This is a genomic window from Leptogranulimonas caecicola (assembly GCF_023168405.1).
Classification (GTDB): Bacteria; Actinomycetota; Coriobacteriia; order Coriobacteriales; family Atopobiaceae; genus Leptogranulimonas; species Leptogranulimonas caecicola.
This window is the reverse complement of the sequence record NZ_AP025285.1, coordinates 158,675-181,149: the sequence shown is the minus strand read 5'-3', so window position 1 is coordinate 181,149 and position 22,475 is coordinate 158,675. Positions and strand designations below refer to the sequence as shown.

At 61.8% G+C, this 22,475-nt stretch carries 21 protein-coding genes and 1 pseudogene; 12 read left to right on the top strand and 10 right to left on the bottom strand.

The genetic code is table 11. The features are described 5' to 3' along the window. The first annotated feature begins 63 nt into the window (after positions 1-63). On the top strand, positions 64-738 hold the full coding sequence (locus OR601_RS00775) for an HAD family hydrolase (RefSeq protein ID WP_265591858.1): 675 nt from the start codon (positions 64-66) through the stop codon (positions 736-738). Positions 739-855: 117 nt separating this feature from the next. Here the strand turns inward: OR601_RS00775 and ftsH are convergent, their stop codons facing one another. Genes ftsH through tilS form a run of 3 tightly spaced genes read right to left on the bottom strand, consistent with a single transcriptional unit; the run spans position 856 to position 5,115 of the window. After that, positions 856-2,952: an ATP-dependent zinc metalloprotease FtsH gene (ftsH, locus tag OR601_RS00770; RefSeq protein ID WP_323373080.1), complete on the bottom strand. Its 2,097-nt coding sequence runs from the start codon at positions 2,950-2,952 to the stop codon at positions 856-858. Between the two features lie 48 nt (positions 2,953-3,000). Further along, positions 3,001-3,564, bottom strand: coding sequence for a hypoxanthine phosphoribosyltransferase (hpt, locus tag OR601_RS00765; RefSeq protein WP_136011618.1), 564 nt, complete (start codon positions 3,562-3,564; stop codon positions 3,001-3,003). A gap of 33 nt (positions 3,565-3,597) precedes the next feature. After that, positions 3,598-5,115 (bottom strand): tRNA lysidine(34) synthetase TilS, encoded by a 1,518-nt coding sequence (tilS, locus tag OR601_RS00760; RefSeq protein WP_265591857.1) that lies wholly within the window; start codon positions 5,113-5,115, stop codon positions 3,598-3,600. Positions 5,116-5,185: 70 nt separating this feature from the next. On the opposite strand from tilS, the gene OR601_RS00755 reads away from it, so the two are divergent. After that, positions 5,186-6,040, top strand: coding sequence for an MBL fold metallo-hydrolase (locus OR601_RS00755; protein ID WP_265591856.1), 855 nt, complete (start codon positions 5,186-5,188; stop codon positions 6,038-6,040). Between the two features lie 115 nt (positions 6,041-6,155). Here OR601_RS00755 and OR601_RS00750 read toward each other — a convergent pair whose 3' ends face one another. The 3 genes from OR601_RS00750 to deoC form a co-directional block, all read right to left on the bottom strand. Beyond that, entirely contained in the window at positions 6,156-7,022 is an 867-nt protein-coding gene (locus OR601_RS00750; RefSeq protein WP_265591855.1) for an SDR family oxidoreductase, read from the bottom strand. 61 nt (positions 7,023-7,083) lie between these two features. Next, on the bottom strand, positions 7,084-8,019 hold the full coding sequence (locus OR601_RS00745; RefSeq protein ID WP_136011620.1) for a type I phosphomannose isomerase catalytic subunit: 936 nt from the start codon (positions 8,017-8,019) through the stop codon (positions 7,084-7,086). Between the two features lie 138 nt (positions 8,020-8,157). Continuing rightward, positions 8,158-8,871: a deoxyribose-phosphate aldolase gene (gene deoC / locus OR601_RS00740; RefSeq protein WP_265591854.1), complete on the bottom strand. Its 714-nt coding sequence runs from the start codon at positions 8,869-8,871 to the stop codon at positions 8,158-8,160. A gap of 508 nt (positions 8,872-9,379) precedes the next feature. Here deoC and OR601_RS00735 point away from each other — a divergent pair. The 8 genes and pseudogenes from OR601_RS00735 to OR601_RS00705 all read left to right on the top strand — a co-directional run bounded on the left by OR601_RS00735 (position 9,380) and on the right by OR601_RS00705 (position 14,777). After that, positions 9,380-9,808 (top strand): PTS sugar transporter subunit IIA, encoded by a 429-nt coding sequence (locus OR601_RS00735; RefSeq protein WP_265591853.1) that lies wholly within the window; start codon positions 9,380-9,382, stop codon positions 9,806-9,808. Between the two features lie 45 nt (positions 9,809-9,853). Beyond that, positions 9,854-10,348 (top strand): PTS sugar transporter subunit IIB, encoded by a 495-nt coding sequence (locus tag OR601_RS00730; RefSeq protein ID WP_265591852.1) that lies wholly within the window; start codon positions 9,854-9,856, stop codon positions 10,346-10,348. Between the two features lie 18 nt (positions 10,349-10,366). Continuing rightward, a pseudogene (locus OR601_RS08675) lies at positions 10,367-10,654 on the top strand (PTS sugar transporter subunit IIC); the annotation flags it as partial. Positions 10,655-10,670: 16 nt separating this feature from the next. Then, positions 10,671-11,192: a PTS sugar transporter subunit IIC gene (locus tag OR601_RS00725; protein ID WP_407658179.1), complete on the top strand. Its 522-nt coding sequence runs from the start codon at positions 10,671-10,673 to the stop codon at positions 11,190-11,192. Positions 11,193-11,212: 20 nt separating this feature from the next. Beyond that, positions 11,213-12,058, top strand: a complete 846-nt coding sequence (locus OR601_RS00720) for a PTS system mannose/fructose/sorbose family transporter subunit IID (protein ID WP_265591851.1) — start codon at positions 11,213-11,215, stop codon at positions 12,056-12,058. A gap of 142 nt (positions 12,059-12,200) precedes the next feature. Then, positions 12,201-13,130, top strand: coding sequence for a type I phosphomannose isomerase catalytic subunit (locus tag OR601_RS00715; RefSeq protein ID WP_265591850.1), 930 nt, complete (start codon positions 12,201-12,203; stop codon positions 13,128-13,130). A 14-nt stretch (positions 13,131-13,144) separates the two neighbouring features. Further along, positions 13,145-13,810, top strand: coding sequence for a ribulose-phosphate 3-epimerase (locus tag OR601_RS00710; RefSeq protein WP_265591849.1), 666 nt, complete (start codon positions 13,145-13,147; stop codon positions 13,808-13,810). 148 nt (positions 13,811-13,958) lie between these two features. Beyond that, the gene (locus tag OR601_RS00705; RefSeq protein ID WP_265591848.1) at positions 13,959-14,777 is read left to right on the top strand and encodes a GntR family transcriptional regulator; all 819 of its coding nucleotides are present in this window, start codon (positions 13,959-13,961) and stop codon (positions 14,775-14,777) included. A 44-nt stretch (positions 14,778-14,821) separates the two neighbouring features. Here the strand turns inward: OR601_RS00705 and OR601_RS00700 are convergent, their stop codons facing one another. Continuing rightward, positions 14,822-15,421, bottom strand: a complete 600-nt coding sequence (locus OR601_RS00700) for a hypothetical protein (protein WP_136011628.1) — start codon at positions 15,419-15,421, stop codon at positions 14,822-14,824. A 332-nt stretch (positions 15,422-15,753) separates the two neighbouring features. Between OR601_RS00700 and OR601_RS00695 the strand changes: the two genes are divergently transcribed. Together OR601_RS00695 and OR601_RS00690 are read left to right on the top strand one after the other, a co-directional pair. Further along, positions 15,754-16,479, top strand: coding sequence for a GntR family transcriptional regulator (locus tag OR601_RS00695; RefSeq protein WP_265591847.1), 726 nt, complete (start codon positions 15,754-15,756; stop codon positions 16,477-16,479). Positions 16,480-16,675: 196 nt separating this feature from the next. Then, entirely contained in the window at positions 16,676-17,317 is a 642-nt protein-coding gene (locus tag OR601_RS00690; protein WP_265591846.1) for a hypothetical protein, read from the top strand. Positions 17,318-17,381: 64 nt separating this feature from the next. Here the strand turns inward: OR601_RS00690 and OR601_RS00685 are convergent, their stop codons facing one another. The 3 genes from OR601_RS00685 to clpB all read right to left on the bottom strand — a co-directional run bounded on the left by OR601_RS00685 (position 17,382) and on the right by clpB (position 22,448). Then, entirely contained in the window at positions 17,382-17,582 is a 201-nt protein-coding gene (locus tag OR601_RS00685; RefSeq protein ID WP_265591845.1) for a hypothetical protein, read from the bottom strand. A 5-nt stretch (positions 17,583-17,587) separates the two neighbouring features. Next, positions 17,588-19,462 carry a PASTA domain-containing protein gene (locus tag OR601_RS00680; RefSeq protein WP_265591844.1) on the bottom strand — a complete coding sequence of 625 codons (1,875 nt, stop codon included), beginning with the start codon at positions 19,460-19,462 and terminating at the stop codon, positions 17,588-17,590. Between the two features lie 322 nt (positions 19,463-19,784). After that, positions 19,785-22,448 (bottom strand): ATP-dependent chaperone ClpB, encoded by a 2,664-nt coding sequence (gene clpB, locus OR601_RS00675; protein WP_265591843.1) that lies wholly within the window; start codon positions 22,446-22,448, stop codon positions 19,785-19,787. Positions 22,449-22,475 lie beyond the last annotated feature (27 nt).

The window sequence follows — 22,475 nt, the reverse complement described above, 5'->3', positions numbered from 1 at the left end:
TCTTTCTGTAATTGTATACAATATACGTACTTCTTGATACCAATTTTCCAAACAGGAGGAATTATGGGCACCGTAGAGGCGGTCGTGTTCGACATGGATGGGGTTATCGTCGACACCGAGGCGGCCTACTGCCGCATCCTCGTGGATTTCTTTGGGCAACACGGTGTCTCTCTGAGCTGGGACGAGGTGAGCGACATCGTTGGATGTTCTGCCCCGGTATATCGCGAGCACCTGGAGCGATGGTTTGCACAAGTACCCCAGCCCGACCCCTCTTGGGCAGACCTGGGCGTTGAGGAGGCAGTAGAGCCGGCTTTCGCCGCCCTTGATGGAAGGCTCGGCGAGCTAGCCATGGCCGGACTGCACCGCTGTCTTGAGGGCTTGCACGACCGAGGCATTCCCTGTGCCGTGGCTTCGTGCTCCTCACCGGCAGAGATAGAGGTTGCTCTTTGTAGCTGCGGCGTACGTGACCAGTTTGCGGCCGTGGTGAGCGGCAGCGAAGTGGCTCACTCCAAACCTGCTCCTGATGTGTACCTCAAAGCCGCGCGGCTCTTGGGTGTAAACCCGCAGCGTTGCGTAGCTGTGGAAGACTCCAATACCGGGATCGAAGCTGCAAGATGCGCTCGTTATTATGTGATTGCCCGGCGCGAGACGCGCTTTTGCTTTTCTCAAAAAGGAGCGCACCACATGGTGGATACCCTCGACGAGATCCCCCTCGTGATCGACCAACTCTCCCTCTAAGATGGCGCCGCCCCCCCGAATGCCATAAAAATAGCAGGTGCAGCCGGATCCCTTCCAGCCGCACCTGCTTCATATGTTTTTAAAATACAAGCCGATAAAACCCCGACCTGTCAATGACTACTTTGAGTCGTCGTTCGACCGTGGGTTAAGCTCGTGATCGAGCTTCTCTTCGTCCTGATGTTTTTCTTCAGAGCCCAAAAGGTCCAGACCGCCGTCGTGGGTGGCGTCGCCTGCAGGATCTTCCACCTGGCCCTGGCTGGCGGCCTCTTGATTGACAGCTTCCAGCGGATGGGCGGCCAAATACTCGTCCCAAGTGTCGTTGAGCAGGGCTTGCACGGCCTCGCCCTCGACGGTCTCGCGCTCCAGCAGCACGTTGGCCATGGTGCGCATCTGGTCTGCGTGCTCCTCGAGGATCTGGCGGGCCTTCTCGTGGGCCTGGCGCATAATGCGGCCCACCTCGCCGTCGATGCGCAGTGCGGTCTCAGGGGAGTAATCCTGCTTGTCGGCGTAGTCGCGGCCCAAGAATACCTCATGCTGGGCCTCGCCAAAGACCTGGGTGCCCAGCACCTTGGACATGCCGTAGCGGGTGACCATCTGGCGGGCCAGCTTGGTGGCGCGCTCCAGGTCGTTGGAGGCGCCGGTGGTGATGTCCTCGCAGAAGATCTCCTCTGCGGTGCGGCCACCCAAAAGCACGGCGATCTGCTCGAACATGGCGTTGCGGGTCTGCAGGAAGTGGTCCTCCTCTGGCAGCGACAGGGTGTAGCCTAGCGCCTGGCCGCGGGGGACGATAGTGATCTTGTGCACCGGGTCTGCATGGGAGAGGTAGTGACCCACCAAAGCATGGCCGGACTCGTGGAAGGCGATGGTGGTGCGCTCGCTCTCAGAGATCACGCGGCTCTTGCGCTCGGGACCTGCGATAACGCGCTCCATGGCCTCTTCGATCTCGTCCATGGAGATGGCCTCTTTGTTACGACGGGCGGCCAAAAGGGCGGCCTCGTTCATAAGGTTGGCCAAGTCTGCGCCGGTAAAACCAGGGGTAAGCTTGGCTAGGGTGCCAAACTCGATGCCCGGCTCCAGAGGCTTGTTGGCCGAGTGCACCTGCAGGATCTTCTCGCGACCCTTGACGTCGGGGCGATCCACCGTGATCTGGCGGTCGAAGCGGCCGGGACGCAGCAGGGCAGGATCGAGGACGTCAGGGCGGTTGGTGGCAGCGATGAGGATCACGGCGGCGTTGCCCTCGAAGCCGTCCATCTCCACCAGCAGCTGGTTCAAGGTTTGCTCGCGCTCGTCATGGCCGCCGCCCAAGCCGGCGCCACGCTGGCGGCCCACGGCGTCGATCTCGTCGATGAACACGATGGAGGGGGCGGCCGCCTTGGCCTGTTTGAACAGGTCGCGCACGCGGCTGGCGCCCACGCCCACGAACATCTCTACGAAGTCAGAGCCGGAGATGGAGAAGAAAGGCACGTTGGCCTCGCCAGCCACCGCCTTGGCCAAAAGCGTCTTGCCGGTGCCCGGAGGGCCCATGAGCAGCACGCCGTGGGGGATCTTGGCGCCCATGCGCTTGAAGCGCTCGGGGTTGACCAAAAAGTCGCGGATCTCGCGGATCTCTGCCACAGCCTCGTCCACACCGGCCACGTCTGAGAACTTGACGGTGGGGCGGGTCTCCTCGGTAGTCTTGGCCTTGGTCTTGCCAAACTGGGTGGCGCCGCCGTTTTGCCCCTGCATGCGGCTCATGAAATAGAACATGAACACGATGATGAGGATGGTGGGCACCAGGCTTATGAGCAGGCTGGTGCCCGTAGAGACGTCTGCCGTGTCCACCGTGAAGTCCACGTCTGGGTGGGCGGCCATGAGCTCCTCAAGGGAGTCTGCACCGGCGTAGGTGCTGGTGAAATTCTTGGCCGTATTGTCTTTGCCCACATCTTCCTTCTGGGCCCAATACTGGCCGGTGACATTGCCGGTAGAGGGAGACCAGGTGGCCTGTTTCATGCGACCGTCGTTTACTGCCGCCACAAACTCGCTGGTAGCTAAGTTTGTGGTGGAGCCTTGGCCGCTGCCACCGTTTTGGGGAATGCCGTTTCCTCCGGTGAAGAACCAAAAGAACACCGCAAAGCACAGCACCAAAATGAGCGTGTAGAGAAAGCTGCTGCGCGACCCTCCCATCTTGGGGCCTTGGGGGTTTTTGCCGCCCGGTTGAGGTGTGTTGTCTGCCATGGATCTCCCTTGTTGCTATGGGCGCCCTATGCCTCCGTCCTTGGGCCGTTAAGAGTAGCACTCCGGCTTGAGGATGCCGATGTAGGGCAGGTTGCGATAACGCTCTGCATAGTCCAGTCCATACCCCACGATGAACTCGTTTGGCACGTGACTACCAACATATTTAGGGATTACAGGACAATCGCGGTCGGGCAGGTCTTTCACCAAAAAAGCGGCCACTTCGATAGAGCGGGGGCTGCGGGATTTGAGCATGTCGATGAGGTAGGAGAGCGTGAGGCCGGAGTCCAAGATGTCCTCCACGATGATCACGTCGCGCCCTTCGATACGGGTATCCAGGTCTTTGACGATGCGCACCACGCCGGAGCTCGTGGCGCCGTCGCCGTAGCTGGACACCGCCATGAAGTCGATGGAAATGGGGGTGTCGATGGCGCGCATGAGATCGGCCATGACCACCACAGCGCCCTTGAGCACACAGATGAGCAATGGGTTTCGATCTTTGTAATCCTCGGTGATCTGCGCTCCCATGGTTTGCACGATAGCGGCGATTTCTTCCTGGGCGAACACCACGCGCTCGATATCGCTATGCAGTTCGCAGCCAGCCTTGTCACTCATTGACGTCCCCTTTTCTCCTCGCGACGGCCTTCCCTAAAGGACCGCCTGCTCCCGCTGGTGGAAATTCAATACTAACAGTGTCTTAGTGGCGCTCGTGACCCGGCAGCGCTCGTCTGCACGAACTCCTGCCACCCACAAGATCGGGCCTACGGGGCCCGCGTGAACCACCGGCACCTGGCCTCGCTCACGCGCAGGGATATGGGCGGCAGCCAGAAGGTCCGAGAGCCGTTTGGACTGCCCATGCATCCCCAACGGGCACAGCACCTCCCCGGCCTCTGAACCCGCCACCCACAGCCGTCCCCCCTCGGGAGGCACGCCTGCAGCCTCAGCGTCCAGCATCACCGACACCGGCCCGCGCTCAGCCGCATAGGTCTGGGCCAGTGCCACCGGGTCGTCCCCTCGCGCTACGGGCACTAGCGATGCCGACAAAATCTTGCCCCCTGGGAGCTCCAGCGTTCCCGGCGCTTCCAGCCAGGCCCCTACCAGCGCCTCCGCGCTGGTGCGCGACGCCAGGCGCAGCAACCCGTACTGCACCGATACATCCACCCCCAAAGGCGCCGTCATGGAGCCGGAGCCTTGCGCCACCAGGCCCAAGACGCGCTCGATATGGCGGCCCTCCAGCCGCGCCTCGGGCGCTACCTGCAACAATGCGGCGCGCACCACCCGGCGGGCGACGGCCACCTCCATCGCCGCGAGCCGATTGGCGTCCAGCGACAGGGCGCCTGGATCGCTCCGGCGCGTCACCTCGCGCAGAACCCGAGCCGCGATGGAGGTGAGGTAGGCGTCTTCGTCTGACAAGATATCGCAGGCGCCCGAAACCGTCTGGGCCAAGCGGGGGTTTTTCTTCTCGGCAACAGGAATGAGCTCGTGGCGCACGTAGTTTCTCAGGTAGCGGGTGTCGGAGTTGGTGGCGTCTTCACGCCAGACCACCCCGTGCATGCGCAGGTAGTCGCAGAGATCCTGATGGGTGCGGTCCAAAAGCGGCCGCACGATGCGGTTGCGGCGCCGAGGGATGGATGAGAGCCCGGCGACCCCGGAACCTCGGATGGCGTTCATGAAGAAGGTCTCGCAGCGGTCGTTGGCCGTATGGGCAGTGAGGATGCGGGCGGCGCTGCGCGGGGTGCCCCACTGGGCTGAGAGCTCGTTGGCCAGCTGATTGGCTGCCTCATAGCGCACCTGGCGGGCCACGCTCTCGAAGGACTCGCCAGGCGTCTCTTGGGTGAGGGCAGGCACATCCGCATCTACCACCGTAGCCGGGATCCCCTGGCGGGCAGCCAGGTCGCGCACAAACTCGGCGTCTTCTGCCGCATCCAGGCCCCTCAACCCATGATTTATATGGAGCACATGGAGCCGCTCTCGGGCGATGGGCTGCGGCCCTCGACCGTCCTCCAAGTCCAGCGGCGAGGTGGCGGCCAAAAGCAGGAGCGCGCAGGAGTCCGCCCCACCGGAGACCATGAGCACCACCGGCGCGCCCAAACTGGGATCATCGGCGGTAGCAGGCCTCTCAAAGGGAGCTGAGGCTCCTCCATATCGCCTGGCCACACTGGTCATGGGTCCTCCTTTTTTAAGGTCGCTGGAACTATCAAGTGTAGGCTTTTGCCCTACGGGAGCTTGGCTTATTGTGGGTGCCGATAAGAACGTGCAACCTCTTCAAGAAAGCGAGCCTTGCGTGGACCCCTGTTTGCATTTGCACCTGTTGGCCTCGGGTTCCAAAGGGAACGCCTACGTGGTGGAGGGCCCCGCAAACTCGCTGCTCATCGATGACGGCCTCTCGCTGCGCGAGCTCAAACGGCGGGCGGCCGAGCTCTCGGTGGACCTCTCCCGCATCACCGCCTGCCTGGTGACCCACGAGCATTCCGATCACACCAAGGGGCTGCCCGTGCTCGCCAAGCATTTTGACGGCACTCTCTATGCCAGCTGCGGCACGGCCGCATCGCGCCCCTCCATGGAACAGCTGGGCTTTGCCACCTTTGATGCCGGCAGCACGCTCACGCTGGGGTGCATGGAGGTTGCCACCTTCTCTACCAGCCATGATGTCTGCGATCCGGTAGGGCTTTCCATTCGCTGCGGCGACGACTCCGTAGGGATCTGCACGGACACCGGCTATATGACGCCCGCTGCCCTCGAAGCCCTGAGCGACCTAGGCATCCTGGCCCTGGAATCCAATCACGACGAGCGCATGCTCGCCAGCGGCCCCTACCCTGGCTACCTCAAGCAGCGGGTATCCGGCCCCCTGGGCCATCTGTCCAACAGCCAGGCCGCGCAGGCGGCAGCCCAACTGGTGGGGAGCCATACCCGCGCTGTGGTGGCCATGCATCTATCCCAGGAAAACAACCGGCCTTCTCTGGCGGTAGGGGCCCTGGCCGAAGCCTTGGGTGCGACGGTCGCCAACGACGTGGGCACTCAGGCCGCGACCCCCAACGGGCGGCTCGCCATCGTGGCCGCCGGCCAAGCCCGCCCCATGACCGTACGATAGCGCACGCCTTCAAAAAAACGGCAGCCTGCATGTCCTTGAAACATGCAGGCTGCCGCATCGATTTACTGTCGCGTGTGTATGGCCCTCCCCAAGCCCCTGGGCTTAGGCGCGCGCCTTAATAGCCAAAGTCGCTCAGGCAGCGCTGGACGTCCTCCTCGAAGGTGGCCAGGCCAAACCCCGCCGCCTTGGCTTTGGAGCCGTCCAAGCGAAAGTCGCGAGGACGCTCGGCATAGCGCTCGGTATCGGGGAGGATGAGCTCGTCGATCTCGCCAGGCGTCGCCCCGAGGCGCCCGGCGATATAACGGGCTGCCTCATAGGTGGTGAGCATGTTGGCGCTTGCGAAGTTGTAGACGCCGCTGTCGATCGTAGCCAGCAGAGGGAAGTCGTTGGCCAGGTGCTGGGCATAGGTCATGCAGCGACGCTCGTTGGCGGTGAACTTGGTAGGAGTGTGGGTACGCAAGGCCCGGAGGGTGTTGCCCAAGATGTTGGGAGACGCCTTCACTCGCGGCATCGAAAGCCCAAACTGCCAAGAGAGCCGCAAGATCACATAGTTGTCCATATGGGCGCGCATCCAAGCATCCACGTCGGCCTTCTGGCGCCCATAGTTGGTGACCGGCACAGGGTCTGTCTCTTCATCAAAGGGAGCAGCGTCAGTGCGGCCGTTGAACAGCTGCTCGGTAGAGATGAACACCAGACGCTTGCCCTTGTCTTGGCACACCTGGGCAATGGCGATGGCCGAGTCCCGGTTCACCAGCCCGGTTCCTTCTGGGTCGTTCTCGCAGTCGGCAGTGGTGGCGTTGGCGGCGGTGTGGAAGAGCAGGTCGAACTCCTGTGCCGAGAAAAACGCCTTCACCTCCGCAGGGTTCGAGTAGTCGACGTCTTTGCGCGACACGCCTACGAACTCGAAGGTGTCCTGGTTGTAGAGGGACACCAAGCTTGCCAGATAGCCCCGCGATCCGGTCACTAAGACCTTTTGCCTCATGAATTGCTCCTTGGGTTGGTAGTTCTTGGGTTCGAAGTGCTCCTAGGTTCGGGCAGCGGCCTTAGCAGCGGCGGCTCACCACCACGCGGCAGTCGCCCGAGATGGTGACGCCTTCGAGAGATGCCGGGATCACGCAGCTCTCGGTATAGGCGAGGTTTGTGTCGCCCTCAGGGCTGGAGACGTGGGCTTCTCCCCAGACGCAGGTGAGCAGGAAGTACTGGCCGTCTGTAGGCACCTGCCAGCTGTCGCGCACATCGATGACGTCGCACGTGAAGGCCTCGTTGTGGATAGCGCGATGAGTGGCAGGGTGGTCCACGCGCTCCGGGTCGCCCACATGAGCCACCGTGACGCAGTTGGAGGGGTTGAGCACCTCGAATCCCTGATCCACGTGCAGCTCACGGCCGCGGCCCCAGTCGCAGAGCCTGAAGGTAGTATTGCCAAAGGAACCGATCTCCACACTCAGGATGCCTGGGCCCATGGCATGCATGGTCCCAGAGGGCACCTGCACGAAGTCGCCAGGATGCACCGGCACCCGCAACCCGTAGCGCTCGCCGATGGTGTCGTTGGCCGAAGCCTCCCTTAGCGCCTCCAGATCGCAGGTGGTGCATCCGCCAATGAGCTCGGCGCCGGGCTCCGCTTCGCAGATGTACCAGCATTCCACCTTGCCGCGGTCCCCCACCAGGCGTGCCGCATCCTCCTCTCCGGGATGCACCTGCACCGACAAGAACTCCTTGGCATCCATGAAGATGGCCTGGAGGCTCTCGGTGTCCTCGGTATCGCCTAGCACCTCATCGTGATAGGCGCGCAAGAACTCGTCGTAGGCCATGCCTTCGCCCGGACCCGAGGCCACCTGCGAGGTCACCCCTTCATGGGCCGAAATGTCGAAGGACTCGCCATAGTTCTTGTCGCCCGAAGGCTCAAGCCCGCGGATTTGGGCCAGGCGCGTGCCGGCCCATATGGGCGATATGACGTGGGGAGCAAAGGTAATGGGGCCCATAGTATAGGCTCCTTTCGTTTAAAAAAGATCATCCGACCCAAAGAAGCGCCCCCGCGGCATTCTCTTGACAGTCCTCGTTCGTCATAGGATGCCGCAGGGGCGCAGGTGCAAGAACGCTCGCTTAAGGAAGCTGCCCTGTTAGAGGGTGTAGCTCTCGACGCCCTCGTCTGCCATACGCGCCTTCAAGGCTTCGATGATGGAGATGCCCGAAGAGGTGCCGATGCGGGTGGCGCCGGCACGCACCATGTCCAGGAAGGTGTCGGCGTCGCGGATGCCACCGGCAGCCTTTACCTGTACGTCCGGCCCCACATGGCTGGCCATGAGCTCCACGTCGGCCACAGTGGCGCCGCCGGTGGAGAATCCGGTGGAAGTCTTCACAAAGGTGGGCTTCACGCGGCTGGCGATCTCGCAGAGGGCAAGCTTTTCCTCATCGGTGAGCAGGCAATTCTCAAAGATCACCTTGGAGGGCACCTGGGCTTTGTCGCACACCTCCACGATGCGTGCCATCTCGTCTTCCAGATAGGCCCAGTTTTTAGCCTTCACCTGGGTGATGTTGATCACATAGTCGATCTCGGTGGCGCCGTTGGCGATGGCGTCTTCAGTCTCGGCCACCTTGGACTCGATAGAAGTCTGCCCCAACGGGAAGGCGATGGCGGCGCCTGTATGGATGTCGGTACCCGCCAGCTGCTCAGAACAGAACTTGGACTGCACCTGGTTGACCGCCACCATCTTGAAGTGGTAGGCACGTGCCTCGTCGCAGAGCTTCTTCATGTCTTGCTCTGTGGCGTCGGCGTGCAGGTTGGTGTGGTCCACCAGACGAGCGAGGTCGTCCAAGGTATAGGCCTTGCTCATGGATAAGCTCCTTAAATAGAAACACTCGAAGAATACTAAGGGGTGCGTCTTGTACAACTTGCAACTCTAAAGGCAACCTGAATTGCCCTTGTGCCGATAAGCCCACAACATCCGGGGGCCGGGCCTTCTCGGTAGCAGGAGTATAACAAGCTTTTTGTCTAGGCTATTTGTCTTTTTTGTCAGCTCATATTTTCTACCGTTCACGGATATTGTGTGGATATGTCTCTTGATTCTTTGGATATCTCCCCCTACTATTGGGATTGCACAGGCGTTATGTAAGGCTTAAAGCTTACATATTGACTTACAAGTTTCTGAGCAGCCTTTACTTATTTCCCTATCCTTCGAGACCTGGCCGCCAGGATCCCTCGAAAGCCCAGCGTCGCCCCTCTTCCCTTGCGCGCTCTGGGCCCTTAAGAACGGCGCTTCACAAAAGCGCACCCTCCCTTGGCATCCGGCGCCTTCGGGCGCCTCCCTTCGATCAATTTTGCTTACACCTAAAGGAGCCCCTATGAACATCCTGCTCGTGTCCCACGGAAAGCTCTGCGAGGGCGTGCTCGACGCCTACAAGATGCTCTTTGCCGACGCGCCGAACGTGAGCGCCCTCAGCCTCACCAACGATGGCGTAGAGGATTTTCGGGTGCGCTTGGATGAGCGTCTGGCCGCCCTTGACGGCCAGGGCCCCATCTTGGTGATGGCCGATCTGTTGGGCGGCACCCCCTATAACGAGGTCTACGCCCGCCTGCTTGAAGACCCTTCCCGGCTGCGCCTGGTGTGCGGCCTCAACCTTCCCATGCTCATCGAGGCAGGAGTCATGGCCTCTGCCACCGATGACATCGATGCCGTTGTTCAGACTGCCGTCTCAGCGGGGGCGAGCGGCGTCTGTGGTGCGGAACTGCCCCAGGAAGACGGCCCAGAGGAAGAGGAGGATCTCTTCTAGCCGCGTCGTCTTGCCACAAGTTTCCCTAAAAGAGAGGAGAGGTGTATGACCATTTCGTTCGCACGCATCGACGATCGTGTGATCCATGGCCAGACCATGACCCGCTGGGCCACCCAGAAGTCCTGCGACGCCATCCTGGTGATCAGCGACAAAGTTGCCGCTGACGACCTGCGCAAGAAGGTGCTCAAGGCGGCAGCCGGGCACCTGAAGATCGGCATTTACACCGTCGACCAGGGCGTGGAGGCCTGCGAGAAGGCCAAAGCTTCCAAGAAAAACTTCTTTATTATCTCCGACTCGGTGGAGGAGTTTGCCAACCTCAAGAAGGCAGGCGGCGACTTTGGCCCCATGCTCAACGTAGGCAACCTCTCTGGCACACGCCCGGGCACCAAAAACCTAGGCAACGCCATCTGCATCACCGACGAAGACGTCGCCTGCTTCGACTATCTGGCAAATCAAGGCATCGACCTGCAATTCCAGATGATCCCCGACGATTCTGTGCACACCTGGTCCCAGGTGAAGAGCAAGTACGAGTCTTTGTAAAGGAGGAGGAGAACTGTTATGAGCGGACTTATTTTCCCGGCGTTTATCTGCGGTCTCTTCTGTTATCTGGGCGCCATCGAGTGCGCCAACCCTCTGGGCACCACCGGCAGCTTCTACTGCCTTGGCCGCCCCTTGGTAGCCGGCCTTATCGTGGGCCTCGCCTTTGGCGACGTCACCCAGGGCATCCTCTGCGGCGTGGCGGTGCAGGCCGTCTTCATCGCCAACCTGTCCACCGGTGGCGCCACCAACTCTGAGATCACGTATGCCTCCTATGGCGGCATTGGCTTGGCCATGGCCGCCACCAAGGACCCCCGCGCTGGCAGTGACCCTGGCGGTGCTGGTGGGCAACACCTTTGGCCTGGTCTTCTACAACCTGCGTATGGCCGGCTACTCCGTCTTCAACAACAAGGCCCTGGAGGCCGCACAGGCCGGAAGCACCAAGGGCGTCACTCTGTGGCACCTGGTCATCCCCCAGATCTGCACCTTCTTGCTGCGCTTCGTCCCCGTCTTTGTGGCCATCATCGCCGGTGAGGGCGTCGTGAACGACATCGCCAACAACGCGCCTGAGATCGTCACCCACACCATTAGCGTGCTGGGCGGCATCCTTCCCGCACTGGGCATCGGCATGCTCATGAACATCGTGGTGAAAGAGAAGATCCAGCTGGTCTTCTTCTTCCTTGGCTTCGCCCTCTTCGCCTTCGCAGGCCTGGGCACCATCCCCGTGGTCTTCATCGCCGCCACCGTGGCCTACATCTACTTCCTAGCCACCGGCAAGGCCGCTGCCGCCGCTCCTGCTGCCACCAGCAGCGAGAACGCGATCTACGAAGACCCCGACCTTTTTTAAGCTGAGAGAGGAGAGAGACAATGTCTAATAACGAACCCGTAATCAAGCGCGAAGATGGCAAGATCGGCATGAACAAGCATGATCTCAACATGCTTTGGTACCGCTGGCAGGTAGGTTGGTTCTCCTCCAGCTCCTACGAGAAACTGGAGTCCCACGGCTTTGCCTGGTCCTACTGCGATTTCGCCGACAAGTTCTACAAAGACGATCCCGAGGGCAAGAAGCGCCTGCTGCTCCGCCACTCCCAGTTCTACAACACCGAGCCTCAGGTGGGCACCATCATCAACGGCATCGTGGCGTCCATGGAGGAGGGCATCGCTTTGGGCGATCCCATCCCCGAGGAGATGCCCACCTCGGTTAAGACCGCCCTCATGGGACCGCTGGCAGGCATCGGCGACTCCATCATCCAGGGCATCTTCGTCCCCACCCTGCTCTCCATCGGCATGAGCCTGGCAGCCAACGGCTCTGTGGCCGGCCCGATCTTCTACATCGTCACCTGGCTCATCTGCGGCCTGGCCATCTCCTACGGCTTGTTCCGCTATGGCTACAAGCTGGGCTTGAGCTCCATCGACACCCTGGTGGGCGAGACCTCCATGCGCATCATGGACGCCATCAACGTGCTGGGCATCATCGTGGTAGGCACGCTGGCAGCCTCGATGGTGGCGGTCTCCACCATCGTCCAGATCCCCTATGGCACCGAGATGGGCCCCCTCCAGGACACCCTGGACGGCGTCTTCCCTTGCCTGTTGGCCCTCATCGTCACCCTGGTGACCTGGTGGATGCTCAACAAGAAGCAGTGGAGCGCCATGAAGGTCCTTCTGGTCCTCGTTGTAGCTGTCATCATCTGCTGCGTCATCGGGTTCCTCTAAGCCCCGCGCGCACTGATCGCGCAGCGTCCGGCCAGCTACCTTTAGGGCCGTACCCCGAACGACCCTCCCCAACCTTTGCGCCGGCAGCCAACCTCCAATGCTGCCGGCGCCTTTTTGTCTCCCTGCGCCCCTAGGAGTTTCCATGGACCCCCTCTTTTTCACCCCGATCCCCCACGACACCGTCTGGGGAGGCACCACCATCAAGGATTACTACGGCTACGAATGGCCCAGCGACCAGGTGGGCCAAGCCTGGGCCTTCGCCGACCAACCTGACGGCTCCACGGCCGTTTCAGATGGCCCTTACCAGGGAGCCACCTTAGGCGAGCTGTGGAAAGAGCATCCGGAATGGTTTGGGGACACCGATCGCCCCTTCCCTCTCATCGTCTCCATGCTCTGCCCCGAGCAGGACCTTTCCATCCAGGTGCACCCCACAGACAGCGTCGCGCGCGCCAAGGGGTTTCCCTATGGCAAAAACGAGGCCTGGTATTTCCTGGAAGCCCAGCCTGGGTCCTCTATCGTCTTTGGCCACAACGCCGCAGACGAGCGCGACATGCGGCACCGTATCGAGAGCGGCCAGTGGGATGAGCTTTTGCGCCGCCTCTGCGTGCGAAAGGACGACTTTGTCTACGTGCCGGCAGGGACCCTGCACGCCTGCGGCAAAAACGTCATCGTCTACGAGGTGCAGCAGGCCACCAATGTGACCTATCGCTTCTACGACTACGACCGCACCGATGCCCAAGGCAACAGGCGCCCCCTTCAGCTGAAGGAGGCGCTGGAGTCAGTGGAGTACGGGCCGGATCTCAACGCCTCCCGCCACACCGACGCAGTGGAGGCCAAGGATGGCTGGGAGCGCACCTGCTACATCGACTGCCCCTCTTTCAAGATCGAGAAGCTGGCAGTGGACGAGGGCTCCTTCACCCTTTGCGAAGACGCCTATGAGCTCGTGAGCGTCGTACGCGGGTCCGGCCAGGTCAACGGCAGGCCCGTGAAGGTGGGCGACCACTTCTTGGTTCCCAAAGGCTGCGCCGCGACTTTCACAGGCCAGCTCACCTGTATGATGACCACCGCTTAGAGAGGAGACCCGCCATGCTGCTTTGCCCCTCCCTCATGTGCGCCGACTTCTTGCACCTGGCAGACGAGGTGGACGCCCTCTGCGCCGCCGGCGCCGACCTACTGCATCTCGATGTCATCGACGGCCACTACGTGGATACCTCTTCCATGGGCCTAGGCGACGTCCGCGCCGTATGCTCACGCTCCAGCGTGCCCTGCGACGTGCACCTCATGGCCACCAACGCCGCCGAGGCATGCGTGCACTACATCGAGGCCGGCGCCTCCATCGTCTACGTGCATCCTGAGACCGATAAGACCATCAACTCCACCCTGGCCAAGATCGCGCGGCTGGGGGCCCATCCAGGCATCGCCGTGAACCCCGGCCTGGCCTTGGAGACGGTGCAGTGGTGTCTGCCTTTGGTGGACTACGTGCTCATCATGACGGTGAACCCTGGGTTTTCCGGCCAGAGCTTCCTTGACTACGTCAAACCCAAGATCGCGCAGTTTGCCCAACTCAAAGACGACTACGGCTTCAAGATCATCGTCGACGGCGCGTGCTCTCCTGCTGCGATCCAAGAGGTCTGCGCTTTAGGGGCCGACGGCGCAGTCCTTGGCACCAGCGCCCTTTTTGGAAAACCGGGGTCCTATCGCGAGCTGATGGCTCGCATACGAAGGCTCGACTGTGAGCCTTCTCTGGCATAGTCCGCTCTCGACTGTCCGTCACTTCTTTCAATCCTCTATAGTTCTTAAGAGCAGGGATATTTCATCCTAAGACATCCCTCTTAAGGGCCACGATACCCAAGAGGCATGAAAAGGAGGCGGGCAGTCGTCTTAGAATCGCAGGCCGGCTGTGAACACCACTATGGGGACGCTTTACCGCAACATCAAAGATGATCTTTTTGCCAAGATCAGCGACGGTACCTACTCTGAGGGCGACCTTATCCCCTCAGAGACGGACCTTGCCAAACAATACGGCGTAAGCCGCCCCACCATGCGCCAGGCGTTGCAAATCTTGGTGGACGAAGGCTACCTGGAACGGCGGCGTCGACGGGGCACCATCGTCACCAAACCCACCAGTCCAGACGCAGACCCCAAAAAGCCGGGTGGCTACCAGGCAGATTCAGGGTTGCAAAGCTTTGAGGAGGAGTTGCGCCGGGCAGGCCACAGCGTGCGCACCATGCCCATCCTGGCTAAGATCGAAGAGGCCTCCGAGGGCATCGCCCGCGCATTGGAGCTGGCTGCCGGCGATCCGGTGATAAAGCTGGTGCGCTTGCGCTATGTGGACGAGATACCCCATGTGTTCATGGAGCACTATCTGCCCTCCGAGCTCTACCCTGGTTTTTTGAACGCCGATTTTTCCCAAGTAGGCCTCTACCAGCGCATGAGCGACCTTGGTCGGCCGGTGCGCACCATCACCCGGCGCCTGGAGGTCATGAAGGCCGACGCTTCCTCGGCCACGCTGCTCGACCTGCCCATTGGCGACCCGCTCTTCCACTTCCAAACCTTTGGCAGGGCCCAAGACAACCGCATGGTGGAATACTCTATTTCCACATACCGAGGCCGCAACAACAGCTTCGAGTTCACGGTGGGCGCAGAGGAGCCCTCAGCCCTGGTGCTGCCCTCAGACATGATCGACCCTATAGACCCTGCAGCTGCCGAGCAAAGCTAACCCTGCCGCCAGGCGCCTTAAGAGGTCGCTGCAGCCCCTTGGCCCTAGGCCATGACTCGAGAGAGGCGCGCAGCTTCCTCGCGAGCCGCTTTGGCCGCCTCCGCGTCGCCTTGGCTGTCGTATTGGAGAGCCAGAAGGCGCAGCAGACGCAGGCGTGTGGGGAGGTCTGCGCCCTCCATCTGGCGCTTCATCTGGTCGATATAGGCAGTGCTGCCATCAAGCACGATGTCTGCCACCGCTTGGAGCTCTTTGGCAAGGGCTTGGGTGTTTGCCGTCTCTGCCATCCGCTCTAGCAGGCTGCGCACTTGGGTCTCGTCTTTTCGAGCCAGGTAATACTCGAAGCCCTTCACCAGGAGATCGACGCGTTGACGACCCGCAGAAGACTGGGCGAGCAGCGTGCTGAAGGTCTTATCGGCATGGCGGGCGTCGCCCAGCCGCCTATAGGCGGCGAACCTCATGTAGTTGAGGTTGTAGGCCGGCATCAGCCTGTTGGGCCACCGACCGTCTAGATAGTCGAGCAAGGCCTCGGGCCCGTCTGCATCCATGCGCCGCTGGGCCCGTGCGGCAATGACGCGCATGGCTACCTGGTGGGCTATAAGAAGTCCTGCGACGCAGGCCAGAAGGATCCAGATGAAGGGGTTCATGGACGCTCTCAATCGTTATCTAGAACGGGCAGATGCGCTACTCTGGGAAGGGTGGCGAGGAGGCTTCTCCATTTGTCAGGATTTTAATCCGTACGTTCTGTTTATGTAAGTGTTACACCTAGCAAAAGAAGGGCATGGGAGGTTCGACGACCTGTAGACTCTCTTACTATAGTCGAGGCACGCGAGGTTATTTACCATAACGCATCCCTTTTTCCCTATTCGCACCCTCGCAGGCCTACGCAGCTTCTTGTAAGTTATGTCTATATTGGCGGTTTGGTTCTTGTAAGCTCGACCCTCGTTGGCATTGGGTCCCCAATTGGAAAAGAGCGACTATGGGTTCTGCCTATCTCATGATCAAGGACGACCTTAGAGGTCTTATCGAAAACGGCGGCTATGCCGTGGGGGAGCTCATTCCCTCCCAATCGGATTTGGCGGAGACCTATGGGGTGAGCGCGCCCACGGTCAAGCGCGCCGTGGAGCTTTTGGCCCGCGAGGGATTCTTGGAGGCCGTGGCAGGCGGCTATGTGGTGGCCCGCAGGCGCGTGCCCCAGGGCTACGCCACCACGCTGCGCAGCTATTATGAGGAGCGCGGCGCCAACACCAGCTTCCCGGAGACCAAGATCATCAGGTTTTGCACGGTAGGCGCCAGCGACCTGGAAGCCCGCCGCCTGGGCATCGCCCCCGGTGCGCCGGTCTACCGCACCGTCCGCCTGCGCTATGCCGACGGAAAGCCCTTCGTCTTTCTCACCAACTGCACTCCCTGCGAGTATTTCCCAGAGCTTGCTTCGGTGGATCTCACCGTCCACTCGCTCTACTCCACCTTCGACGAGATGGGTCGCCCGGCCCTGGAAGCAGACCGCACCATCGAGATCCTGCGGGCCACCACCAACCTCTGCGCCCTGTTGGACGTACAGCCCGAGGAGCCACTCTTCAAGGTGACCACCATGGTCTACGACGAGCAGGGAGTCGCCTTGGACTACTCTGAGGCCGTCTTTTTGAGCGAAGGCAACTCCTTCCACATCACCACCAGAGTACTGGGCGAAGGGCTTATGCGCTGAAGGCTTTAGAGCCACGGCCCTTAACCCGGAAGCAAAAGCGCCTACTGCTTACAGTCCCTCAAGATCTCTGGGCATTTATTGCCTTTCGCTCGCAGAAGCTGGCTTGACCTCGGCAGGCGGGGAAGCATCTCCTAGAATAGATCGGTGACGACCTTTGCGGCTTTTGTGCAAAGGCGTGCAATCTCTGGAGGCAGCCATGGCAGCGCACGAGCGCGACGACGATCTTTTACAGCATGATTCGGTTCCCACCCATCGCGTGCCAGAAGACCTAGGGCGCGATCTGGTGGAAGGCCTGGCCGAGCCTCCCTTCGCGGGTGCTCCAGAGACCGTCTCGGCCCCATTGCCTCAAAACGACCCTGCGGCTTACGACCCCAGTTTTGAGGGGGACGCCCACCATCGCTCCCCTGCGGCCCCGCCCACTACCGGGCAACCCCGCCCGCAAAACGCCGCTCCCCATAGCGGGTACAGCTCCAGCTATCGGGAGCCTTCCAACCCCCGAGGGGCCTATGTGCGCGAGCCGGTGCCCCATCGCACCCAAGCCGCCATCAACCGCATGGACGAGGACGACTTTGAGTCTTCCATCGACTACTCCCATGAGAGCGGCTACACCACCCGCCGCGGCTCCGCCTTCTCAGACAGTGGCTACCGCCGCAGCCGGGCAGACGAGCAACGCTTCAAAAAAGAGCTCAAATACGGCCAATACTTGGAGGTTCCCAAAGGACGACGCGACCTTTTCGCCAGCCAGAAGCAACAGCGCGCCCGCACGGCCGCCATCCTGGCCGTGCTGGTGGCCGCAACGCTCTTAGTGGCCCTCATCCTCTGGCTGGTACTTCGTTAGTGTCAGCGCTGCGCTCACCTGCGGGCCCACCTACGCGGCGCCGCGTCCAAGAAGCGGCAGGCTCCTAGCGCCAGGGATCCTCTTCCCAGAGAGACTCGCGCGCAGGCGGGCGGTCGCTCCAAGGATCGTAGCCGTCGTCATCTTCTGTCTCTGCCCGGCAAAACTCGCTGGCAGAGACTTTTTCTTGCCGAGAAGCGCCGCTGCTGGCAGCCGGTTTCTTAGGGGAAGGCGCGGGTTTCTCGGCAGCAGAAACGTGAGGAGTCATCACGGTTACCCCTTTATGAGCAGTTGGGTGGCGGCCAGGTTGGCCATGGAGCCCTCGTAGGCGTCCAGGCTGATGCCGGCAGCCGAGAGGTTTGTCTCCAGCGTTTGGGTGGGTGCGACGCAGACGGCGGCCAGGACTTGATCGTTGGCGCGCCAGACCACAATGGCCCAGGTGTCGGAACCCTGGGTGCCGGCCTTGGCGATGAATTCTGGGGCCTGGGAGGCTTTGGGCGCCAGCGTCTGTGGCGTAGCTGTGGTGGTGGTGCCCGAGGAGGTCTTCAGCCCGCAGGCCTCCATGAGGGTGTTGACCGTGGCTTGGTCCACCTTGAGGGCGCCTGCGGCGTCGGGAGCGGAGTCTTGGTCAAAGGTCAGGCGCACGCCCTGGATTTGAGCGCCGGCGGCCAAGCCGTCGGTGGCCCAGAACTGGAAGCCGCGGTACTCGGCAAAGGGATTGGGCCCAATGACCACCTGCGGGCTTGCGGCAGAGCCGGCCCAGGTGGCGGCAACCACGTCGTCGCGGGTTGCGCCGTAGAGCAGGCTATAGCCCTGTTGGCGCAGGTAGGTGGAGAGGTCCTTGGGCGCGCAGTGGAGGTACTCCAACGCCGCGTAGGGGCTGGCCGGATAGGGCGACGACACCGTGAGCGTCACCTTGGAGTTGGCTTTGAGCTCAGACCCGACCGCAGGGTCTGCCGAGACCACCGTGCCCGGATCCTGGTCGCTGGCCACCATCACCGTCTCATAGGTGAGGCCGGCGCGCTCGACAGCCTCCTTGGCATCGTCCTCGCTGAGGCCCACCACGTCAGGCACCGTATAGGGCTGGGCCACCACCAGGGTCACCATCTCGTCGGCCGCCACTACCGACCCGGCCGAAGGCGTCACCGCGATGACTGTGCCTTTTTCATTGTCAGAATTCTCATATTCCACGCGCACGTGATCGATGGAGCGGTCGTGCAGCGCCTCCTTGGCGTCTTCCAGGGCCATGCCCTCCACCTCGGGCACCGACCGTTCCACGCCGATGCCCAGCGCCACCACGCTGCCGGGATCCACGCGCCTGGAGCCCGCCGGCTCCTGGGACACCACTTTGCCCACAGCGTTGTCGCTCACCACTTCTGTGGTGGCTACCGAGAAGCCCTCCCCTTCCAGCAAGGAAGTGGCCGCGGCCTGGTCCATGCCCACGGTGTCGGGCAGCGTCTTGCCGCCCCAGATCTCCATGCGCCAGGTGACAAAGGCCGCGAGCATCGCCAGCGCCGCCACAAACAGGACGGCGGCGGTGATGAGGCCCAGGCGGTGGTTTTTCTCGGCAGCCTGCTCTTCTGCGATGGGATCCGGCGCCGCATAGACGCGCATGCGGCCGGTAGAGCCGGGGCGGGAAGGGTCGGTGACCAGGGAATCCACAAGGTCTTCGTCGGTGAGGTCCAAGCGCACGGCCTCTTTGGTGGCGTCAACCGGCGTGGGCACAGGCACCGTGTCGCCTACTTCTACCTGGGGGCTCCCTGGACGCACCTGGGTAGCCTCCACCTCTTTGAGCGACGAGGTGGCTGCCAAGTCTTCTTGCGGCTGGGCGCCTTGGGGAGCCTCTGCGGCCTCTTCCGCCGGAGCGTCCGGGGAGTTCTGAGCATCGGAAGTTGAAGATCCAGCTGGAGCGCCAAGGGCGTCAGCTGGGACATCCTTGGAATTAATTACTACATTTGCAACATCGGAGACTGGGGTATTGTCTAGGGTGCCCTTGGAATTATTTGCTACATTCGCTACATCGGGAGCGTCATTCATATCGACGTTTGACGTCGCATCCTGCAGGGAAGCGCCCGCCACGGGACGTCCGCACTGGTGGCAAAACTTTGCATTGTCAGGTAGCTCGGTGCCGCAGCCTTCGCAGCGCATGCAGTCTCCTTGGAGTGGAGGGGCCACGTCGCTTGAGCGACACCCCGGATACATCTACGACGCAATTCTACCCGCAACGGCTTTTTGAGATATGGAGAGGCTATCCCTCGCACTTCGAACGATAGACCTCGCGCCTATGCCCGCACTCTACCGCACGAACTACCAACTCATCATCGTTAGTCTCATCCCAAAAAAAGCACCCCGTCCTCCGTGAGGAGAACAGGGTGCCTATGGGTGTGTTTCTCGGCATTTTTAAGCTGCCGAGAAGCCCTTGCCGCCTTTCCTGCGCGATTTTGATCGCGAGGAGGGCTGGCGGGAAGCGCTAGTCCTCTTGGACGTCGTCGGGCTCGATGGGCTCGACCTCTTCGTAGTCTTCCTGGGTCTCCTTAAGGCTGGCGACGGCGAGGCGAGCATAGAAGCCCTGCTTGTCGTCCACGTCCACCTCGACGGTGTCGCCCTCGCGCACGCGGCCGTCCAGAATGAGGGAAGCCACGTTGTCCACCACCTGGCGCTGGATGAGGCGCTTCAAGGGGCGGGCGCCGTAGACGGGATCCAGGCCTTCCAGAGCCAGAGCCTGCACGGCGGCAGGGGTGAGCTGCAGCTTCAGGCGCTGGCGGCGCAGGCGCTCGCGCACTCCCTTGAGCTGGATGTCCACGATCTTCTCGATGTCGTCCAGCATGAGGGCGTGGAAGACCACCACGTCGTCGATGCGGTTCAAGAACTCCGGCTTGAAGGTAGCGCGCAGAGCCTCGTTGACCTGCTCGGTGACTTCCTCGGGGTTTGCGATGGCCTGGGCGGAGGCGATGAACTGGGAACCCACGTTGGAGGTCATGATGATGATAGTGTTCTTGAAGGACACGATGCGTCCCTGGCCGTCGGTGAGGCGGCCGTCGTCGAGCACCTGGAGCAAGATGTTGAAGACGTCCGGGTGAGCCTTCTCCATCTCGTCCAGCAAGATGACGCTGTAAGGATGGCGGCGCACAGCCTCGGTGAGCTGGCCGCCCTCGTCATAGCCCACATATCCTGGAGGGGCGCCGATGAGGCGCTGGACGGAGAACTTCTCCATGTACTCGGACATGTCGATGCGGATAAGGGCACGCTCGTCGTCGAACAGATACTCTGCCAGGGCCTTGGCCAGCTCGGTCTTGCCTACGCCGGTGGGGCCAAGGAAGAAGAAGCTGCCCAGAGGACGGTCGGGGTCTGCGAGGCCCGCGCGGCTGCGGCGCACGGCAGAGGCGACGGCCCGCACGGCGTCCTCTTGGCCGATGACGCGCTTGTGAAGCTCCTCTTCCAGATTCTTGAGTTTGTCCATCTCGCCCTGCATCATTTTGGTCACAGGGACGCCGGTCCAGCTGGAGACCACGTCGGCGATCTCACCGGTGGTGACCTCCTCCTTGAGCATGCCGTCGTCCTCTTTGTCCATGAGGAGCTTCTCGGCCTCGTCGTACTGGCGCTGGAGGTCGGGGATGGTGGCATAGCGAATCTCAGAGGCGCGGGCCAAATCGCCCGAACGGGTGGCGCGCTCCTCCTCGTTCTTGGCCTCGTCGATTTGGCGCTTGAGGTCTTGGACGCGGTCGATGGCACTCTTCTCGTTTTGCCAGGAAGCCTTCACGCCGTCCAGCTTCTCGCGCATGAGAGCCATCTCGCGGCGCAGCTGCTCCAGGCGATCCTTGGAAGCGGCGTCTTCCTCTTTCATGAGGGCCTGCTCCTCGATTTGCATCTGGGTCATCTGGCGATCCATGGCGTCGATCTCGGCGGGCATGGAGTCCAGCTCCATGCGCAGGCGGCTGGCAGCCTCGTCCACCAGGTCGATGGCCTTATCGGGCAGGAAGCGGTCGGAGATGTAGCGGTTGGAGAGGTCTGCAGCAGAGACTAGGGCGGCGTCGGTGATGCGCACGCCGTGGTGCATCTCGTACTTCTCCTTGAGGCCGCGCAGGATGGAGATGGTGTCTTCCACCGTGGGCTCGCTCACCATGACGGTTTGGAAGCGGCGGGCCAGAGCGGCGTCCTTCTCGATGTACTTGCGGTACTCGTCCAGCGTGGTGGCGCCGATGGCACGCAACTCGCCGCGGGCCAGCGCCGGCTTCAAGATGTTGCCGGCGTCCATGGAGCCCTCGCCGCCGCCGGCGCCCACGATGGTGTGGAGCTCGTCGATGAAGAGGATCACCTGGCCGTTGGACTTTTGCACCTCTTTGACCACGCTCTTCAAGCGCTCTTCGAACTCGCCGCGGTACTTGGCGCCCGCTACCAGGGCACTCATGTCCAGCTCGACGATGTCCTTGTCCTTCAAAGTCGAGGGCACGTCGCCGGCCACGATGCGCTCGGCCAGGCCCTCCACGATGGCGGTCTTGCCTACGCCAGGCTCGCCGATGAGCACCGGGTTGTTCTTGGTGCGACGGGAGAGCACCTGAATGGTGCGGCGGATCTCCTCCACGCGGCCGATGACCGGGTCCAGCTTGCCCATGCGTGCCAGCTCGCACACGTTGCGGCCGTAGCGCTCCAGAGCCTCGAACTCTGGCTTGGCGTCGGCGCTGGTCACGTGCTCGTCGCCGCGCAGGTTCTCGTAGACCTCCTGAATGCGCGTGGCGGTAAGGCCGTCGCCGCGCAGGATCGAACCGGCGTCAGACTTGTCTTCCGACAGGGCGATCAGCAGATGCTCGGTAGTGACGTAGGAGTCACCCATCTTGGTGGCGAGCTTCTCGGCAGCGTCAAAGACCTTGACCAACTCCCGAGAAAGGCCCATCTGTGACAGGGAGTCGCCAGAGATCTTGGGTTGCTTGGCGATGGCATCATCTGCCTGATGCTCCACAGCGCGAGGGTCGGCCCCCACCTTCTCGATGATCGAGTCCAGGTTGCGCTCGCCCGAGGCCAAGAGGGCCTTGAGTAAGTGGACAGGTTCACAGGCGCTCGCATCTACGTCGGTGGCAATGCCCAATGCGGTTTGCAGGGCCTCGGCTGCCGTAACGGCAAGCTTGTTAACGTTCATGGAGTACCTCCATTCTTGCAAAGAGAC

Coding starts and splice junctions, on each gene's coding strand:
- ftsH (WP_323373080.1), bottom strand. CDS start 2,952: ATGGCAGACAACACACCTCAACCGGGCGGCAAAAACCCCCAAGGCCCC.
- deoC (WP_265591854.1), bottom strand. CDS start 8,871: ATGAGCAAGGCCTATACCTTGGACGACCTCGCTCGTCTGGTGGACCAC.
- OR601_RS00690 (WP_265591846.1), top strand. CDS start 16,676: ATGGCAGCGCACGAGCGCGACGACGATCTTTTACAGCATGATTCGGTT.
- OR601_RS00695 (WP_265591847.1), top strand. CDS start 15,754: ATGGGTTCTGCCTATCTCATGATCAAGGACGACCTTAGAGGTCTTATC.
- OR601_RS00735 (WP_265591853.1), top strand. CDS start 9,380: ATGAACATCCTGCTCGTGTCCCACGGAAAGCTCTGCGAGGGCGTGCTC.
- OR601_RS00720 (WP_265591851.1), top strand. CDS start 11,213: ATGTCTAATAACGAACCCGTAATCAAGCGCGAAGATGGCAAGATCGGC.
- OR601_RS00700 (WP_136011628.1), bottom strand. CDS start 15,421: ATGAACCCCTTCATCTGGATCCTTCTGGCCTGCGTCGCAGGACTTCTT.
- OR601_RS00730 (WP_265591852.1), top strand. CDS start 9,854: ATGACCATTTCGTTCGCACGCATCGACGATCGTGTGATCCATGGCCAG.
- clpB (WP_265591843.1), bottom strand. CDS start 22,448: ATGAACGTTAACAAGCTTGCCGTTACGGCAGCCGAGGCCCTGCAAACC.
- tilS (WP_265591857.1), bottom strand. CDS start 5,115: ATGACCAGTGTGGCCAGGCGATATGGAGGAGCCTCAGCTCCCTTTGAG.
- OR601_RS00775 (WP_265591858.1), top strand. CDS start 64: ATGGGCACCGTAGAGGCGGTCGTGTTCGACATGGATGGGGTTATCGTC.
- OR601_RS00715 (WP_265591850.1), top strand. CDS start 12,201: ATGGACCCCCTCTTTTTCACCCCGATCCCCCACGACACCGTCTGGGGA.
- hpt (WP_136011618.1), bottom strand. CDS start 3,564: ATGAGTGACAAGGCTGGCTGCGAACTGCATAGCGATATCGAGCGCGTG.
- OR601_RS00685 (WP_265591845.1), bottom strand. CDS start 17,582: ATGACTCCTCACGTTTCTGCTGCCGAGAAACCCGCGCCTTCCCCTAAG.
- OR601_RS00745 (WP_136011620.1), bottom strand. CDS start 8,019: ATGGGCCCCATTACCTTTGCTCCCCACGTCATATCGCCCATATGGGCC.
- OR601_RS00710 (WP_265591849.1), top strand. CDS start 13,145: ATGCTGCTTTGCCCCTCCCTCATGTGCGCCGACTTCTTGCACCTGGCA.
- OR601_RS00750 (WP_265591855.1), bottom strand. CDS start 7,022: ATGAGGCAAAAGGTCTTAGTGACCGGATCGCGGGGCTATCTGGCAAGC.
- OR601_RS00680 (WP_265591844.1), bottom strand. CDS start 19,462: ATGCGCTGCGAAGGCTGCGGCACCGAGCTACCTGACAATGCAAAGTTT.